Annotated in this window: 17 protein-coding genes; 9 read left to right on the top strand and 8 right to left on the bottom strand. The window is 55.0% G+C overall.

Annotated features, from left to right (window positions below; genetic code table 11):
- Positions 1-71: 71 nt before the first annotated feature.
- The 3 genes from ACJJI0_RS16435 to proC all read right to left on the bottom strand — a co-directional run bounded on the left by ACJJI0_RS16435 (position 72) and on the right by proC (position 3,695).
- Positions 72-2,039 carry a dynamin family protein gene (locus ACJJI0_RS16435; RefSeq protein WP_444883427.1) on the bottom strand — a complete coding sequence of 656 codons (1,968 nt, stop codon included), beginning with the start codon at positions 2,037-2,039 and terminating at the stop codon, positions 72-74.
- A gap of 150 nt (positions 2,040-2,189) precedes the next feature.
- Positions 2,190-2,798 carry a YggT family protein gene (locus tag ACJJI0_RS16430; protein ID WP_252084163.1) on the bottom strand — a complete coding sequence of 203 codons (609 nt, stop codon included), beginning with the start codon at positions 2,796-2,798 and terminating at the stop codon, positions 2,190-2,192.
- A 63-nt stretch (positions 2,799-2,861) separates the two neighbouring features.
- Entirely contained in the window at positions 2,862-3,695 is an 834-nt protein-coding gene (gene proC, locus ACJJI0_RS16425) for a pyrroline-5-carboxylate reductase (RefSeq protein ID WP_444883426.1), read from the bottom strand.
- A 142-nt stretch (positions 3,696-3,837) separates the two neighbouring features.
- Here proC and ACJJI0_RS16420 point away from each other — a divergent pair, with 142 nt between their 5' ends.
- Complete coding sequence (locus tag ACJJI0_RS16420) at positions 3,838-5,841, top strand: S9 family peptidase (RefSeq protein WP_444883425.1); 2,004 nt, start codon at positions 3,838-3,840, stop codon at positions 5,839-5,841.
- 59 nt (positions 5,842-5,900) lie between these two features.
- On the opposite strand, the gene ACJJI0_RS16415 is transcribed toward ACJJI0_RS16420, so the two are convergent.
- On the bottom strand, positions 5,901-6,185 hold the full coding sequence (locus ACJJI0_RS16415; RefSeq protein WP_252084160.1) for a hypothetical protein: 285 nt from the start codon (positions 6,183-6,185) through the stop codon (positions 5,901-5,903).
- Between the two features lie 72 nt (positions 6,186-6,257).
- Positions 6,258-6,962: a YggS family pyridoxal phosphate-dependent enzyme gene (locus ACJJI0_RS16410; RefSeq protein ID WP_444883424.1), complete on the bottom strand. Its 705-nt coding sequence runs from the start codon at positions 6,960-6,962 to the stop codon at positions 6,258-6,260.
- 69 nt (positions 6,963-7,031) lie between these two features.
- Between ACJJI0_RS16410 and ACJJI0_RS16405 the strand changes: the two genes are divergently transcribed.
- The 4 genes from ACJJI0_RS16405 (at position 7,032) to ACJJI0_RS16390 (ending at position 10,882) form a co-directional block, all read left to right on the top strand.
- A complete protein-coding gene (locus ACJJI0_RS16405) occupies positions 7,032-8,066 on the top strand; it encodes a type IV pilus twitching motility protein PilT (protein WP_252084158.1) in 1,035 nt (344 codons plus the stop codon).
- A gap of 47 nt (positions 8,067-8,113) precedes the next feature.
- Positions 8,114-9,265: a PilT/PilU family type 4a pilus ATPase gene (locus ACJJI0_RS16400; RefSeq protein WP_152450611.1), complete on the top strand. Its 1,152-nt coding sequence runs from the start codon at positions 8,114-8,116 to the stop codon at positions 9,263-9,265.
- Positions 9,266-9,512: 247 nt separating this feature from the next.
- A complete protein-coding gene (locus ACJJI0_RS16395; protein ID WP_444883423.1) occupies positions 9,513-10,262 on the top strand; it encodes an SDR family oxidoreductase in 750 nt (249 codons plus the stop codon).
- Between the two features lie 11 nt (positions 10,263-10,273).
- Positions 10,274-10,882, top strand: a complete 609-nt coding sequence (locus ACJJI0_RS16390; RefSeq protein WP_444883422.1) for a LysE family translocator — start codon at positions 10,274-10,276, stop codon at positions 10,880-10,882.
- 3 nt (positions 10,883-10,885) lie between these two features.
- Here ACJJI0_RS16390 and ACJJI0_RS16385 read toward each other — a convergent pair whose 3' ends face one another.
- Both ACJJI0_RS16385 and ACJJI0_RS16380 read right to left on the bottom strand, forming a co-directional pair.
- On the bottom strand, positions 10,886-11,626 hold the full coding sequence (locus tag ACJJI0_RS16385) for a LytR/AlgR family response regulator transcription factor (RefSeq protein ID WP_444883421.1): 741 nt from the start codon (positions 11,624-11,626) through the stop codon (positions 10,886-10,888).
- The gene (locus ACJJI0_RS16380; RefSeq protein WP_444883420.1) at positions 11,623-12,780 is read right to left on the bottom strand and encodes a sensor histidine kinase; all 1,158 of its coding nucleotides are present in this window, start codon (positions 12,778-12,780) and stop codon (positions 11,623-11,625) included. Before ACJJI0_RS16380 ends, ACJJI0_RS16385 begins: the two co-directional genes overlap by 4 nt.
- Before the next feature lie 89 nt (positions 12,781-12,869).
- Between ACJJI0_RS16380 and argH the strand changes: the two genes are divergently transcribed.
- Positions 12,870-14,288 (top strand): argininosuccinate lyase, encoded by a 1,419-nt coding sequence (gene argH / locus ACJJI0_RS16375; RefSeq protein ID WP_444883419.1) that lies wholly within the window; start codon positions 12,870-12,872, stop codon positions 14,286-14,288.
- Positions 14,289-14,363: 75 nt separating this feature from the next.
- On the opposite strand, the gene cyaY is transcribed toward argH, so the two are convergent.
- Positions 14,364-14,690, bottom strand: coding sequence for an iron donor protein CyaY (cyaY, locus tag ACJJI0_RS16370; RefSeq protein ID WP_444883418.1), 327 nt, complete (start codon positions 14,688-14,690; stop codon positions 14,364-14,366).
- A 105-nt stretch (positions 14,691-14,795) separates the two neighbouring features.
- Here cyaY and lptM point away from each other — a divergent pair, with 105 nt between their 5' ends.
- The 3 genes from lptM to dapF all read left to right on the top strand — a co-directional run bounded on the left by lptM (position 14,796) and on the right by dapF (position 17,322).
- On the top strand, positions 14,796-15,116 hold the full coding sequence (gene lptM / locus ACJJI0_RS16365) for an LPS translocon maturation chaperone LptM (protein WP_444883417.1): 321 nt from the start codon (positions 14,796-14,798) through the stop codon (positions 15,114-15,116).
- Positions 15,113-16,366 carry a diaminopimelate decarboxylase gene (gene lysA, locus ACJJI0_RS16360; protein ID WP_444883416.1) on the top strand — a complete coding sequence of 418 codons (1,254 nt, stop codon included), beginning with the start codon at positions 15,113-15,115 and terminating at the stop codon, positions 16,364-16,366. Before lptM ends, lysA begins: the two co-directional genes overlap by 4 nt.
- Positions 16,367-16,491: 125 nt before the next feature.
- Positions 16,492-17,322 carry a diaminopimelate epimerase gene (gene dapF / locus ACJJI0_RS16355; RefSeq protein WP_444883415.1) on the top strand — a complete coding sequence of 277 codons (831 nt, stop codon included), beginning with the start codon at positions 16,492-16,494 and terminating at the stop codon, positions 17,320-17,322.
- The last annotated feature ends 68 nt before the right edge of the window (positions 17,323-17,390 follow it).

The following is a 17,390-nucleotide window of genomic DNA, read 5'->3' as shown; positions in this document are numbered from 1 at the left end:
GGTTATTGTCACTGCAGCAAGTGTACGGGAGTGCTGCAACTTATGACAATTAGCAACCGCCGGCGAGAGTGTTAAGTCGTCAGAGCTGGTTTCAGTGGGGTGACATTGTGCACGCGCGGCGCTGGCGCCAAAGGCTGTGGTGCCGAAGTACTGTAGCGCAGCAAGTCCTCCAGTGCGGACAGGGCCCGATCATTGCGCAGTACCTCATCCTCTAGGGTACGCAAATCGGTGTGCCGACTTCGGGTTTTCTGCTTCAGCTCGGTCAATTTGATCAAGTGCCGATTCAGAAGATGTTTTTGGTATTGCGTATGTTGCTTGAGTGGTTCCAGCGCCTGCTCAAGCCAGTTTTCTGCCGCGGCACCCATTTCGCTATAAAGGCGCCCTACCTCACTGGCCAGGGTCGTAACAAAACGCTCGCTCAAACGGTTGCGCCGCGCCAGTAAAAGCTGTGGGGAGCGTCGCAGCTGGGCCGCCTGGCGGTGTAGGCCGCGCAGGGTGATACGGAATTGGCGAATGGTGAAGTACTGTTCGGCACTGTCCACCTTCTTCAGGCTGGAACGCTCAAAAATCGCATCCAACAGCCGATTCGCCTGATCCACTTCCCGCTCTAAGGTGGCTAACTGGCAATCGACTCCCTCCATAAAGGTATCGATGGCCTTGGCAAGTCCCATGGGTGTCCAACGCTTATGCAGCGCCTTACTGGTTTCATCTACCAACCGTTGCAGCTGCTGTATGGTAATAGGCGCGAGTAGGGCCGTACTCTGCCGCATTAGCATGCGCTGGCTGGACTTCAGGGTGAGTAACTCCTGATGGCAGAGCTTATGTTGCTCACGCACTGTCTGCTGCAACTGGCCCAACTCGGTCAGTTGCTCCTCAGTGCTGGCACTATTGCGCTGCAAATGCATCAGCGCGGCACGGCCGCTGTTGAGCCTGCGCTTTAGCAGATCGCGGGTATCCGCCATCAACGTCAGAGCCTGGTGCAGAGAGCGGTGTTCCGCCACTTTTTGGCGGTGCTCCAGCAAACGTTGAACCAACAGCTTTTCAAAATCGGTAAAACAGCTGTTGCGCAAAAGTTCGGCATCCTGCTGTTGACGCGCCAACAGGGCCATTTTTGCCGAGACTCCGGTGACACTCTCCTGTGGCAGGGACAGTAATTTTGCGACCTGAGAACGCATGCGCCGCAGCAGTTGCTGCGCATCTTCATCTGGATCATCCCAAAGAACATCCACTTTATTCAGCAACGCCATAACTGGAGTGCCGCGATGTTCACGCAGAGGGGCCAGATGGGTCTCCCACATATTCATATCAGTGCCACTGACACCGGCATCGGCGGCCAGCAGAAATGCGACGGCCTGGGCGCCAGGCAGTGTGCTCAGAGTCAGTTCCGGCTCATTGCCCAGAGCGTTGAGTCCCGGTGTGTCAATAATCCGCAGGCCTTGATCTAACAGTGGATGTGGCAGGCAGATCAGCGCATAACGCCAAGCGGGAATTTCCACCAAATTGCCTTTGTCGTCCAGGTGGCGGCGATCGAAGCCATAACGCGCAGCCTCCTCCGGCAACACCGATTTGGTGGCGGCCACTTTGAGCAGAGCTTCGCGGGTCGCATCGGGATTATTCGCGTCGAACTCGTGCGTGACCCACTTCTGTGGAATTCGCCGGAAGCTCTCGAGGCTGGTATTGGTCGCCAGGGTCTCAATGGGCAACAGGCGCAGGCTGGCGCGCTCTCCGCCATCGCTAAAGATCTCCGTTGGGCACATGGTGGTGCGGCCGGGTTTGGAGGGTAGCAGCCGCTGACCGTAGGTCTGTGCCAAGAGGGCATTGATCAGCTCGGTTTTGCCACGGGAAAATTCTCCCACAAACACCAAGGTGAACTGATCATCGCTGAGAAGCGCACGGGCCTGCTGTACAACTTGGCAGGCGCCGGCAGAGTTGGGGAAATGCTGCTGTAACCACTGACTGAACTGGGCGAATTGTCGATCCAGATTCTTTTTCCAGCGATCGTATTCAGAGATATGTTGGCGTAGGAGTGCGTCTTCCATTTCACAGTATTCTTGTAATTTATACTCTGCGGGCTACCGACCCAAAGCACTCAAAGCTGAGTTGGTCCGGTAGCCGTTAGTATAAAAGTCTAACACCGCGCCAAATGCGATCCAGTGCGCGCGGTGGAAGAAAAGCGCACAGTAGTCAATTTAAAAACCGGGGATATGCCAGAAAAGACTGTAAACAAAGCGCGGCATATTGGCCATACTGGCAAAGCCTAATAGCAACTTATCCGCCACAGTAAGCAGAATAAACACGAAGATAGGGCTGATATCGATCACCCCCAAAGGAGGAATCAAGCGGCGTACCGGTGCGCAGAAGGGCTCTAGCAACTGGCGCAGTAGCATCAGTGCTGGGTGGCTGCTCTGCGGAGCGATCCAGCTGAACACAATAGAGATCAGCATTCCCACAAACACGACCGCAATCACGGTAGCGACACAGCCGATCAGAGACCACAGCAGTGCACTCAGGGGATTGAAAAGACCAAATCCGGCAAACGCACCGCAAACCAGTATCATCACTAGACCCACCAGCAAGGCCAGCACTACCGAGGCCATATCCACGCCGAAGAGACCCGGCACCACCTTGCGTAGTGGCAGTAGTAGCGGATTGGTAACTTTAACGATGCCCTGAGAAATCGGGTTATAGAAGTCTGCCCGGGCCAATTGCAGCAAAAAACGCATCAATACCGCAAATAGGTAGAGGATACCCAGGGTAGCCACCAGGAAAACACCGATGTTGCTGAAGGTACTTGTCATTGAAAATCCCTAAAGAGTGATCAACTCGCGGCGCAGCCTGCACCATTTATTGTGTTGATAAGTTTATTGGTCCAGTTCGCGAGCCATCTCTGCAGCGCGCTCGGCACAATCGCGCATGGCATCGGCCACCAACTGCGGCAGGCCGCCCTGCTCAAAGCGCTGCACAGCGCGCTCGGTGGTACCACCCGGCGACATCACATTGCGCTTCAACTGGGCTACATCTACATCACTGGTCATGGCCAGTTTGGCGGCGCCCAGGGCAGTTTGCAACACGAGGCGCTCGGCATCGGCGCGGGCAAAGCCACTGGCTGCGGAGGCGTCGATCATCGCCTCCATAAACTGAAAGAAGTACGCCGGCGCCGACCCTGCCACAGCGATCACTTGGTCGATACCCTCTTCTTTATCCACCCATAGGGAGATACCTACTGCGTTGACTATGCGCGCAGTAATGGAGCGGTGCTCCGCAGTTACCGCCTCATCTGCAAACAACCCGGTCACCCCACTCTGCACTAGAGCCGGCGTATTGGGCATAGCGCGTACAATCGGCAGATGCTCGCCCAGCCAACGCTGGTAGGCAGCCAAGGGAATACCTGCGGCCAAAGTAATAATCAGCGGCTTGCGTCCTTTCAGGTGGGGGCGCAAATCCATGCACAGATCGCGCATCACCTGGGGTTTTACCGACAAAACGATAACATCTGCGCCATCGATTGCGACGATATTGTCACTGTGCACCACGGTATTGTGGCGCTTGGCAAACGCCTCAAGTTTGAGGGGATCACGCCCGGTAGCCACAATTCTATCGGCCGGGTATCCCGCCGCCAGCAGGCCACCGATTACCGCACCGGCCATATTTCCGGCACCGCCGATAAAAACAATTTTGGGATTTGTTGCAGTCACTTGGGTTACCTCGGCGAGCATTCGCCTCATTCTCTGTGAGTTTTACTGGCTGTTATACCCCGCAGGGATTCCGATAATATGTGGTCGCTCAATTCCAATAACAAGAGAAGCGCGCCCCAGCGCGCTAGCCAAGGAGAACACGATGTTGAAATGGCGCTATTTGGTGACCGCCGCAATGCTCAGCGCGGCTGCTGTTGCCCATGGAGTGGAGACCCGCACCGAGAACAATGGCCAGCTGCAGTTACACGACATTCCCCCAATTCCAGCGAGCCTGGTTGAAGAGCTCGATCGCTACCAGAATGTGCGCTCAGCCAGTTTTCGCGGCTGGGATATGCAAGGCAGCGGTATGTATATCAGTACCCGCTTTGGCGAAGTAAACCAGCTGCACAAGGTAGAGCGCGCTGGAGGAGCCCGCCGCCAGCTGACTTTTTTTGACGAACCCATTGGGGAAGTACTTACCCGCCCCCAGCACCGACAGCTGGCCTACACCATGGACGCCGGCGGCAACGAATATGCGCAGATTTTCCTATTTGACAGTGCCAACGGTAAGAGCAAGATGCTCAGCGATGGCGAATCTCGCAATGGTGCCATTCTTTGGAATAAGCAGGGCTCGGCCCTGGCTTACCAAAGCACCCGCCGCGATGGTAGGGCCAACGATATCTGGCTGACTATGATTGGCGACAAGAAAAATGAAGATCGCCTGATACTAAAATCGGAGGATGGTAGCTGGTGGGGACCCAGTGACTTCTCTCAATCCGGCAGCCAGCTACTGGTTCTGCAATATATTTCTTCCACCCGCTCTAAAGTTCACCTGTTGGACCTGGACAGCGGCGAAATAACATTGCTCTCCGGTGATGATGAAAAAGACTCTCGCAACTTTCCCGCCGGCTTTAGCTACGACGACCGCTCCATATACCTGGTTAGCGATAAAAATGGCGAGTTCACCCAACTGATCCGCAAAGATCTAGCCAGCGGCGATGAGGAAATTATTAGCGCCGGTATTCCCTGGGATATCAGCAGCTTTGTCCTTAGTGAGGACGGCCGCCGCGGTGCTTTTGTGTCCAACGAGAACGGCATGTCGGCACTGTACCTGTACGACCCGCGCAACGATCGCTACCGCAAAGTCGACACACTACCTATTGGTGTGATCGGCGATATCGAGTTCAACCCCAGAGGAGACAAGTTAGCGTTATCACTGAACACCCCCAAAACCCCCACCGATACCTTTGTTTTGGATCTGGGCCGGCGCCCCCTATCCAGTGGCGATCTGAACCGCTGGACATTTAGTGAGGTGGGCGGCCTGGATACCGAGCAATTTATCGAGCCCAAGCTGGTGCACTACCCCACTTTCGATAAGGTAAATGGCGAGCCACGCAAGATTCCCGCCTTCGTCTACAAGCCGCGCGATATAAAGGCGCCTGTGCCGGTCATTATTTCCATTCACGGCGGCCCCGAAGCTCAGTACCGCCCACTGTTTTCCAGCAAGTACCAACTGTGGTTGAAGAAATTGGGGGCTGCAGTGATCGCCCCTAATGTGCGCGGCTCCGCCGGCTACGGAAAAAGTTACCTAGCCATGGACAACGGCTACAAGCGTGAAGATTCGGTGAAAGACATTGGCGCGCTATTGGACTGGATCGCCACCCAGCCGGACCTGGATGCCAAGCGGGTTGCCGTCTTCGGGGGTAGCTACGGCGGCTACATGGTACTGGCCAGCAGCGTCCACTATTCGGATCGCCTAAAAGCGGCTGTGGACATTGTCGGTATCTCCAATTTTGTCACCTTTCTCACCAATACCAAGAGTTATCGCCGGGACCTGCGCCGTGTGGAATACGGTGACGAACGCGATCCGCAAATGCGCGAATTCCTGGAAGGTATCAGCCCTAACAACCATGTGGAGAAAATCCAGGTCCCCATGTTTGTGGTGCAGGGACAAAACGACCCTCGCGTCCCCGTCACAGAAGCGGAACAGATCGTGACGGCACTGCGAGCAAGCGGTAACCAGGTTTGGTACATGAATGCGTTAAATGAGGGGCACGGCTACCGTAAAAAGGAAAACAATGATGTCTTCACCCAAGCTACCGCATTGTTTTTTGCCGAACACTTGCTCGACGAAACACAGAAGGAAAAACTGACTTTAGTTGAGTAGTGCCAAAGGCTCTTATAAATCGTAATGCTTAATAAACGGCCCAGCGGGCCGTTTATTTTTTAAGGCCTTAAACTCAATGTTTCCACAACAGCGATCAGGTTGAGCGCTATGGCAAGTATCCACAACCAGTGCCGGCTCTCAGGCCACAGGGCCTGGGAGACGGTGCGGTCTAAGAAATTGGTGATCAGTGTGACCTTAGGTAGCGCAAAGGAAAGCAGGCAAAGAAAAGCCAGCCATTCCAAGGCCATCCAGGTCACCAGCAGGGTGTGCGCCATAGACAGGGAAATCACTGCGCATAGCGTCAACCCCAGCAATATCACTTCGAGAGTCCCTGAGCGTTTCATTGGTCTCTTACACTTTCCCCACGAACTCAGCCCTAGAACTTCGGGCAAGCGTTCGGATAAAAATAGGATCTTTCATTCAGAGTAATTGCGCGCGCCAAAAATATCTGTGCCGATGCGCACAATGGTCGCACCGCAGGCAATCGCCGCCTCCATATCGGCAGACATACCCATGGAAAGTGTATCCAGCTCCTCGCTGGGAAATAACTCTTGCAGAGAATGCAGCAGGCGCGCCATTTCTAAAAAAGGTTGGCGTTGCGCCTGTACTGTCTGTCGCGCCGCGGGAATCGCCATCAAACCACGCAGGCGCAGCCCCGGCAATTGCACTATTTCCCGCGCCAGAGCCTCCAAATCCTGTGGAGCTATGCCAGACTTGCTCTGCTCATTATCGATATTGACCTGCAGACAGATATTGAGGGGAGCCAAATTAGTTGGTCGCTGGGATGACAGACGCTGGGCGATCTTTAGACGATCCACCGTATGCATCCAATCAAAGTACTCGGCTACCGCTCGAGACTTATTCGACTGCAATGGCCCGATAAAATGCCAATGGATATCCAGGTCTTGTAGGGCATCCTGTTTTTCCAGGGCTTCCTGCAAATAGTTTTCGCCAAAGTGTCGCTGACCGGCCGCATAGGCGATACGCAAATCCTCCGCTGGGCGGGTCTTGGAAACCGCCAGCAGAGTGATTTCTGCAGGATCGCGATCGCAGTTGTTGCAGCAGGTCACAATCCGCTCACCTACTGCATTCAGGTTTTCGACGATTGTCGCTTTGCGCATATACTGAGGCCCTTACCGAAATGAGTGGCGATTTTACCTGAGCCCAAACAAGAACCATAAGGTAGCAGTATGGATATCACTGAACTCCTCGCCTTCAGCGCCAAACAAAACGCTTCGGATCTGCACCTCTCCGCAGGCCTACCGCCGATGATCCGTGTGGATGGCGACGTGCGCCGTATCAACCTGCCGGCCATGGAACACAAGCAGGTGCACGGCCTGATCTACGAGATCATGAACGACAAGCAACGTAAGGACTACGAAGAATTTCTCGAGACCGACTTCTCTTTCGAGGTACCTGGTGTAGCCCGCTTTCGTGTGAACGCCTTTAACCACAACCGCGGTGCCGGTGCCGTATTCCGGACCATTCCCTCCAAGGTTTTAACCATGGAGGATCTGGGTATGGGCCAAGTTTTCAAACAGATCTCCGATACTCCGCGCGGCCTGGTCTTGGTTACAGGGCCCACCGGCTCCGGTAAGTCCACCACCCTCGCCGCGATGATGGACTATATCAACGACAACAAATACGAGCATATCCTCACCATTGAGGACCCCATCGAATTCGTGCACGAATCCAAAAAATGCCTGGTGAACCAGCGCGAAGTGCATAGAGATACCCACGGCTTCGCGGAAGCATTGCGCTCGGCCCTGCGTGAAGACCCGGATATCATTCTGGTGGGTGAGATGCGTGACCTGGAAACTATTCGCCTGGCATTGACCGCAGCGGAAACCGGCCACTTGGTATTCGGCACCCTGCATACCACCTCCGCCGCCAAGACTATCGACCGGGTGGTGGATGTGTTCCCGGCACAGGAAAAAGCCATGGTGCGCTCCATGCTATCGGAATCCCTGCAAGCGGTAATCTCGCAGACACTGCTGAAGAAAAACGGCGGTGGCCGTGTCGCTGCCCACGAGATCATGCGCGGCACTCCCGCAATCCGCAACTTGATCCGCGAAGACAAAATCGCGCAGATGTACTCCGCCATCCAGACTGGTGCCAGCGTTGGTATGCAGACCATGGACCAGTGCCTGGAAGACCTGGTGGCGCGACGTATCGTCAGCCGCGAAGTCGCGCGGGAAAAAGCCAAGATGCCAGAAAACTTCTAAGCATTAACGGCCCCTCTTCAGTCAAAAAATAATACGCGGTAACAATCATGGATATAGAAAGACTCCTACAGCTGGTAGTAGAGAAAGGTGCATCGGATCTGTTTATCACCGCCGGCGTACCGCCTTCCATCAAACTGCATGGCCGCGTAGTGCCTTGCAGTAGCAGTGCCCTCACCCCAGAAAAAGCTCGCGAGCTAGTAGTGGGCACCATGAATGAGAAACAGCGCCGTGAGTTCGCCGAGAAGAAGGAATTAAACTTCGCCATTGCGGTACGCAACGTGGGCCGTTTCCGGGTGTCGGCTTTCTTCCAGCGCAACTTGGTGGGTATGGTGCTGCGACGCATCGAAACAAAAATCCCCACCATTGACGGCCTCGGCCTGCCGGATGTACTCAAAGATCTGGCCATGACCAAGCGCGGGCTGATTATTTTTGTAGGTGCCACCGGTACCGGTAAGTCCACCTCCCTGGCCTCGATGATCGGCCACCGCAATGAGAACACCAAGGGTCATATCATCACCATTGAGGACCCGATCGAATTTATCCACCAGCACCGCGGCTGTATTGTGACCCAGCGCGAAGTGGGTCTGGATACCGACTCCTTCGAAATCGCCTTGAAGAACACTCTGCGTCAAGCGCCAGATGTCATCCTGATTGGTGAGGTGCGCTCCCGCGAAACGATGGAGCACGCCATTGCTTTCGCCGAAACTGGTCACCTGTGCCTGTGTACACTGCACGCCAACAATGCCAACCAAGCCCTCGACCGGATCATTCACTTCTTCCCGGCAGACCGTCACCAACAGCTGTTTATGGATCTATCCCTGAACCTTAAGGCCATGGTTGCCCAGCAGCTGGTACCAACACCGGATGGCGATGGCCGCCGCGCCTGTCTGGAAATTATGATCAACACGCCGTTGATGTCAGACCTGGTGCGCAAAGGCCAGGTGCACAAGATGAAGGAGTTGATGAAACGCTCCGGCGAACAGGGCATGCAGACCTTCGACCAGGCGCTGTATGAACTCTACGATCGCGGCGAAATTACTTACGAGGACGCCCTCGCCCACGCCGACTCCGCCAACGACTTGCGCCTGATGATCAAGCTTAAGTCTGAATCCGATGCGGAGTATTTAAACAGCGCCGCCGGCGAGTTGAGTCTACAAAATGACTCTGAGTACGGCGATGGTGGGCCGCAACTTTACTAAGGTTGCTGCTTAGCTATCCAAGAACCGTTTACAGAAAAATCAACGCCCTAACACCTGTAAACGGTTCTCATCTGAAAAAACCGCTTTTAATTTCCCGATAAGTCCACAGCAAGCTGCGCTCAATAATTTACGAGCAGCGTTATTCCAAGATACTCAGGGCCCCAACCTACTGTTTGACTTGGGGAACAATATTTCCTTACCCTTCTCCTCCCCTCACCGAATTACTCACTTCATCGCGGCCATAGAAATGAAAAATAAAGTTGCCTTGATAACCGGAGGCAGCCGGGGAATCGGTGCCGCCACAGCAAAACTACTGGCTCAACGTGGATATCAGATTGCCATCAGCTATCGGGAACGAAGGAAGCAAGCGGAAGACCTAGTAAATGAACTTCAATCTTTAGGTGTTACTGCAATAGCGGCACGTGCCGATATCACTTCAGAAGATGAGGTTGTCCGTCTATTCGAAAAGGTTGACCAAAATCTCGGCCCGATTAACAGCCTGGTAAACAATGCCGCAATCATTAAACCGCAGATGCGTGTTGAATTAATGGATTCTCAGCGTATCAACGAGATTCTTCGGACCAATATCACCGGTACATTGCTCTGCTGTCGCGAGGCGATTAAAAGGATGTCAACAAAAAGCGGGGGCAGCGGAGGAACTATTGTCAATATCTCATCCGCCGCCAGCCGTTCAGGGTCACCTAACGAATATATCGATTACGCGGCTAGCAAAGGTGCTGTAGATACTCTAACCATCGGACTCAGCCAAGAAGTCGCCGGTGAGGGAATTCGAGTGAACGGTGTAAGACCAGGTTTTATTTACACGGAAATGCATGCTGATGGCGGCGAACCAGACAGAATTGAGCGAGTAAAGTCTGCAATTCCACTCAAACGCGGCGGGCAAGCAGAAGAAGTGGCTAAGGCTGTGGCCTGGCTTCTCAGTGACGAATCAACCTTTACAACCGGCTCATTTATTGATGTCGCAGGTGGAAAATAAGATAAGAATATATGTTGGAAGCACTTTTTTCCCTTGTTGCAGCAACAGCTCTGCTACTTGGCTCCCCCGGTCCCGCACCACTCGCGCTGGCCGCTTCTGGGGCAACTTTTGGGATCAGGAAAAGTAGCCATTTTCTCATCGGTATCCTACTGGGGCTAAGCGTTGCAATTATGGGCGCAACCGCCGGGATAGCGGCCCTGCTGGCAACCTGGCCCGAGGCGCGCTTTGCCGTACAACTTTGCGGGGCTTTGTATATTGGCTATATCGCCATAAAAATTGCCACAGCCCCGGTAATGGAGAAAAACCCATCAGCGGAAACTCAAGCGCCATCACTGTTGGATGGGTTTATTTTTAATCTACTCAACCCAAAAGCTTATGCCGCCTTCTTTGCCATCTTTTCCCAATTTTTACTGCCAATTGAAGAAAGCAACTTAAGTTACATTGCTACTGGAATGGTCTGTTTGATAGTCGCGGCTGTGGTCGATTTTATCTGGCTATGTTTGGGAGGAAGTTTGCGACCGGTTTTTCATAAACCTAAACAGGCACGAATAATCAGAGTTTGCTTTGCCCTTCTGATGGTAGCAGCTGTGCTAATCGTGTTCCTGCGCGGAATGGTTTAACTACTAGCAAATCTCCGTGATCAGGTTTTTTACCGAAGACAGCATACGCCGGCTTACCAATGGGGCTTGTGTTACCCCTTCCAGCTCCACCCGATAATTCGCTCCGTCTCTGCGTAAGCCTGTAATAAATGCTACTGCCACCAGTGCACTGCGGTGCACTCGAACAAAGCGCTCGGCAAATTCGCTTTCCAACTCTTTTAATGACTCATCAAGGATCGTCTCACCGGCAGGGTGATGGGCCACCACATATTTGCTGTCAGCAACCAAACAACGAATGCTGTCCACTTCCAATAGCTCGACCCCCATACGGCTCACCGCTTTGATACGGCTGCGACCGCGATCCTTCTCGTCACCACTAACAAGTTTTTGTTGGGGTTTATTGAGGCAATGTACCTTTGCCAGCGCTTGGCGCAACTGCTCCACGCTGACAGGCTTGAGTAGATAACCCACCGCGGCGGTGGCGAAGGCCGGCAGGGCGAACTCATCGTGGGCAGTGCAAAAAATTATCGCGGGTGGGCACTCGCGTGTGGAAAGCTGCTGGGCCAATTCCAAGCCGCTGCCGCCGGGCATTTCTATGTCGAGCAAGACCAGATCTGGGTCCAATATCTGCACCTGCATCAACGCAGATTCAATATCCGCCGCTTCACCAACAGGAATACAATTTTCGATTGTAGACAACTGCCGCTGCAGCCGCGCGCGGGCCAGAGGTTCATCATCGACAATCAGGACTCGCAACTGGGTCACTCCATCACCTCAGTATCTCTACTGGAATTTATGGTCGGTTTTGTTTCACGCTGAACCACCTCCCGGGGGAACAAGGGTAGTTGTAGCTGCACCCGGTAGTGGTCCTCCACCCGACCGGCGGTAAACTTGAAGCGATCACCGTAATAGGCGGCAAGGCGCTGACGAATATTCTCCACTGCCATCCCGTTGCTTTCCCTGGTGAAATGCACAGCTTCTGCCGGAAGTGGGTTTTCAATATCAATGTACAGAACACCGCCTTCGGTTTTCACGGCCACAGTAATTGTGCCGCCCTCACGCAGCTGTGCCACACCGTGTAAAACGGCATTCTCAAGCAATGGTTGCAACAACATGCTGGGTACTTGTATATCCTCCAAAGTACCCTGCTGCTGCCATTGCTGCTGCAAACGCTCGCCCAGGCGCAGAGCCTCAATCTCCAGATAACGTTGGGACAATTGTATTTCCTGCGACAGCGGCACCAGCTTTGGGTCGGCGAGGCTGGCCCGAAACAACACGCACAAATCTTCCACCAAACGCTCAGCGCGATCTGGGTCTACCGCGATCAGGCTGGCCAGGCTATTCATGCTGTTAAACAAAAAATGCGGTCGTATGCGTGATTGCAGCGCCTCAATACGCGCGCCCAGTTCCGCCTGCTGCTGGTTGTATAACTGCTGTTGCAAATAGGCGTAGCGCAATACCACCCCAGCGCAGATAGCCCCAAGGAGACAATCACTAGCCAGTCCCCACCAGTCGAAATCCGCCTGCAGCAATAGAGCACGCACATAGCGCTGAATCCCCATTACTAATCCAAGCACGCCCAACACCGCGATAAAGCTGATAGCGCCGGCATGTTTGTGGGGTAACTTGGCTAGATAGGGGCGCAGCCGGCAAAGCACGGCGGCACAGGGCAATATCACCCACTGAATCACCAGGGACACCAAGCCAAGACGCTGCCAACTGAAGTCGCGCAGCCCGTCCAAGGCGAGCACCAGAACCAGGGCCAGCAATTCCCCCATCAACACCAATGCGGCCAGGGCGGTGACACTGCATAAATCCGGAAGAAAAGGCACCTGCCCGCAAAGCGCAGAATCCTTGCTATCAGTGTCAGTTTTTCGAATTTTCTGCGATATAATGCCCGACGGCCTGGGAAATGACATGCAGTTGTTATTCTTGATTGTCCCTATATTCAAAGCGCACGATACCACCAAGCTCCCCGGCCTTTCACCTCACTGCAGCCAGGAAAACCATGAGCAACGACAAACCCGACTCCGCCACTAATCCCGCCGCCAAACTCTGGGGCGGCCGTTTCAGCGAAGCCACCGACGCTTTCGTAGAGCGATTCACTGCCTCTGTCACCTTCGATCAGCGCATGGCGCTGGAAGATATTCAGGGTTCCCTCGCTCATGCACAGATGCTATCCGAGGTTGGGGTATTGAGCGGTGATGAATATCACCAGATTGCCAATGGCCTGAAAGAGATCGCAGTAGAAATTGAGGCGGGTGACTTTCCCTGGTCGGTGCAGTTGGAAGATGTGCATATGAATATCGAGGCGCGCCTGACCGAACGCATCGGTGCCACCGGTAAAAAACTGCACACTGGCCGCTCCCGCAACGACCAGGTCGCCACCGATATCCGCCTGTGGCTGCGCGGCCGCATCGACCGGATCGGCGCCGAATTAACCCGACTGCAAACCGGGTTGGTAGACCTGGCCGAACGCGAAGCCGATACCATTATGCCCGGCTTTACCCACCTGCAGAGTGCGCAGCCGGTGACCTTCGGCCACCACCTGCTGGCCTGGAATGCCATGCTCAGCAGGGATTTCGAGCGCCTGATGGATTGCCGCAAAAGAGTCAATCGCTCGCCCCTGGGTGCCGCAGCACTGGCCGGCACCAGCTACCCAATCGACCGCGCGCGCACTGCCGAACTGCTGGGCTTCGATGCTCCGACCGAGAACTCCCTGGACTCGGTGAGCGACCGGGATTTCGCCATTGAATTCTGCGCCTTCACCGCCCTACTGCTCACCCATCTTTCCCGCGCCAGCGAGGAACTGGTGCTCTGGGCTTCTAGCCAGTTCGACTTTATCGACCTACCGGATCGCTTCTGTACCGGCTCATCAATTATGCCGCAAAAGAAAAACCCGGATGTGCCCGAATTGGTACGCGGTAAGACTGGCCGTGTGAACGGCCACCTGATTGCACTGCTGACCCTGATGAAAAGCCAGCCCCTGGCTTACAACAAAGACAACCAGGAAGATAAAGAGCCTTTGTTCGACGCTGCCGATACCGCACTGGACTGCCTGCGCGCCTTTGCGGATATGGTGCCCGCACTCAAGGCAAAAAAAGAAAACATGCTGGCGGCAGCCGCCAAGGGTTTCTCCACTGCCACCGACCTGGCGGATTATCTGGTGCGCAAAGGCATTGCCTTCCGCGATGCCCACGAGATCGTCGGCCAGTCGGTTTCCTTTGCCATTGAACAGCAGAAAGACCTAGCGGAGCTGAGCTTAGAGCAGCTGCAGCAATTCTCTGCTGATATCGGTGCGGATGTCTTTGAAGTGCTCACCCTGGAAGGCTCGGTAGCCGCTCGTAACCATATCGGCGGCACCGCTCCCGATCAGGTTCGCGCTGCCTGTGCACAAGCACGAGTGCAAATTGAAGGGCGTCATTAAGGCAGACCCCAGCAGGACTAGGAGCCCGTTTTTTGCATCCGGGCGCCTGGGGTACGGCCGATCAGTAAACCGGGATTACTGCGGTAATCCCAGTTCGACCGATTCACCCTGCTGCTCGCTCAGCACGCGATTGAGCAGGGTCGGTAGATTTTCCTCGGTGGTACTGCATTTCCAGCCGGGCGCGGTAAACGTGAGGTGGTAACCGCCCGACTTGGCAGCTACCCAAAGTTCCTGATTGGCAGATTGCCGGGAGAGAATAACCTGACTGCCATTATCCTCCAGGGTCAGGGTGAGCACGGCACCACTGCGCTCGTAATCGATATCCCAGTCACAATCGTCCAGAGCATCCTCAATCGCCATCAGGGTATGCTCAATGGCCGCTTCATATTCCGTTTGGCTCATCTTTTATTACTTCTGTTACCGTCTACTGTGTTCAATCTATTGGCTCGCTATACTATCAGGCTTTTGCCGAACACCGCTCTAAAGCCCGAGTGCAGGATGTCACCCATGCCAAAGAAAATGCTCTACCCCCTTTGCGCCCTGCTGAGTGCATCCGCACTCCTCAGTGGCTGCGGTCAGAAAGGACCGCTGTACCTGCCTCAGGCGCCGGCCGAACCCGCGCCAGCTATCACCACAGGCCCGCCCACTACGGTGCCCACTAGTAGCACTGCGGTGGAGCCGGATGAGCCGGTACTTGTTCCAGCCGGAGAAACTGTTGTACCGGAAGGGTACTCCGAACCAAACGACTATTCAGAACCCGGGGATTACTCTGCGCCAGAAGACTACCCGGAAGAGGGCTACCCAGAGGAGCAAGCACCGCAGAAATGAGTGAGTTCAGTTATCGCCAAGGCAGCCTGTGGGCAGAACAGGTATCACTGGAAGAGGTCGCCGAGCGTTTCGGAACCCCCACCTACGTCTATAGCCGCGCCCACTTCGAGCGCCAATATCAAGCCTATGCCGAAGCACTGGGCAGCTACCCCGGCCTGATCTGCTATGCGGTGAAGGCCAACAGCAATCTGGGTATCCTGTCGCTTTTGGCCCAGCTTGGCGCTGGGTTTGATATCGTCTCCGGGGGCGAACTCGAAAGGGTATTGCTGGCGGGAGGAGATCCCTCGCGAATAGTATTTTCCGGTGTGGGTAAAACCGCAGACGAGATACGCCGTGGCCTGGAAGTGGGTGTGCACTGCTTCAATATCGAATCGGAGGCCGAAATGCGCCGCCTCGAGCAAGTAGCGGCGGAGTGCGAAGCTGTTGCCCCAATCTCACTGCGGGTCAACCCAGATGTAGACGCACAAACCCATCCCTATATTTCCACCGGCCTCAAAGAAAATAAATTCGGCGTCGCCATCAACAGCGCTTTGGATGTGTATTTATACGCAGCGCGCTCACCTCACCTGAGAGTGACCGGGGTGGATTGCCATATCGGCTCCCAGCTCACCGAAGTGGCCCCTTTCCTAGATGCCCTCGACCGGCTGTTGATGCTGGTGGACACCCTCTCCACCGAAGGTATCCAGCTGGAACACCTGGATCTCGGCGGCGGCCTCGGGGTCCGCTACCGGGGTGAAGAGCCCCCAGTAGTTGCAGACTATCTGAAAGCAGTTCTGGAGCGTATCGGCGAACGCCAGCTGGGCCTGATACTGGAACCTGGCCGTTCGATTGCCGCTAACGGCGGTGTTCTATTGACTCGGGTTGAATACCTGAAGCACACCGAAGGACACAACTTCGCCATTGTCGATGCGGCCATGAACGACAACCTGCGCCCTGCCCTTTACCAGGCCTGGCAGGATATAGTGCCGGTCACTCCGGGCGACGGTGAGGACACACTCTGGGATATCGTTGGCCCCGTTTGTGAAACCGGTGACTTCCTCGGCAAGAACCGTGCCCTGGCTCTGCGCGAGGGGCAATTACTGGCCATGCTGTCCGCCGGCGCCTACGGCTTTACCATGAGCTCCAACTACAATAGCCGCCCGCGTGCAGCGGAAGTGCTGGTGGATGGCGAGAATAGCTATTTAGTGCGCACACGGGAAACTTTCGACGACCTGGTTCGGGGTGAGACCCCGGTGCCTGAAAAGGTCTAACGGTTTGTGTCACCCTTGCCTCTTAATTACCAACCAACAGAATTCCGGGACGCCAGCAATGCCAGCGTCACCGGTGGCGAGCACCCCTAGGATGGCCCGCTCAATCAGTTTTACAGAGAAATGGAATGCGCGTTAAATTCAGCAAGATGCATGGGCTCGGCAATGATTTTGTAATGCTCGACGGCATCAGCCAGAGACTCAAGCTATCACCAGATAAAATTCGCCGAATCGCCGATCGGCGCCTAGGCATCGGCTGTGATCAAGTACTACTGGCAGAGCCGCCACGGGGGCCAGAGGCAGATTTTCGCTATCGCATCTTTAATGCCGATGGCGGCGAGGTGGAGAACTGCGGCAATGGTGCACGCTGTTTCGCCCGCTTTGTACGCGAACGCCGCCTAACGGGAAAAAAACGGCTCAAGGTCGAAACTGCTGCGGGTATGCTGCACCTGCGTGTACTCGATAACGACCAGGTCAGTGTCGATATGGGCGCCCCCGTTTTAGAGCCGGAGAAGATTCCATTCAATGCCGATCGCCGTGCGGATAGCTACCTGCTGGAAGCCAGTGACGAGACCTTTACCATAGGCGCGGTCTCCATGGGTAACCCCCACGCCATACTGTTGGTCGACGACATTCACAGCGCCCCGGTAGTGACCCTCGGCCCTTTAATCGAGGCACATCCCCGCTTCCCCCAGAAGGTGAATGTGGGTTTTCTGCAAGTCGAATCCCGCAGCCAGGCACAGTTGCGTGTATTTGAGCGCGGCGTAGGTGAAACTCACGCCTGTGGCACCGGTGCCTGCGCAGCCATGGTGTATGCCCACCTGCGCGACCTGGTGGATGAGCAGGTGGAAATCCGCCTTCCCGGCGGGTCCCTGACAATCCACTGGAGTGGGCCGAATCAGCCGGTTACTATGACCGGGCCCGCGACTACAGTTTTCCACGGGCAAATCATTGTTTAAATAATTTAGCGGGCGAGCCTCAGCTCTAATTCCGATAGAGCACAGGATTCACCACGCGCCCGCGCCAA

The sequence above is a fragment of the Microbulbifer mixtoriginis (SeqCode) genome, from assembly GCF_052466695.1.
This window is presented reverse-complemented; position numbering and strand designations above follow the sequence as displayed.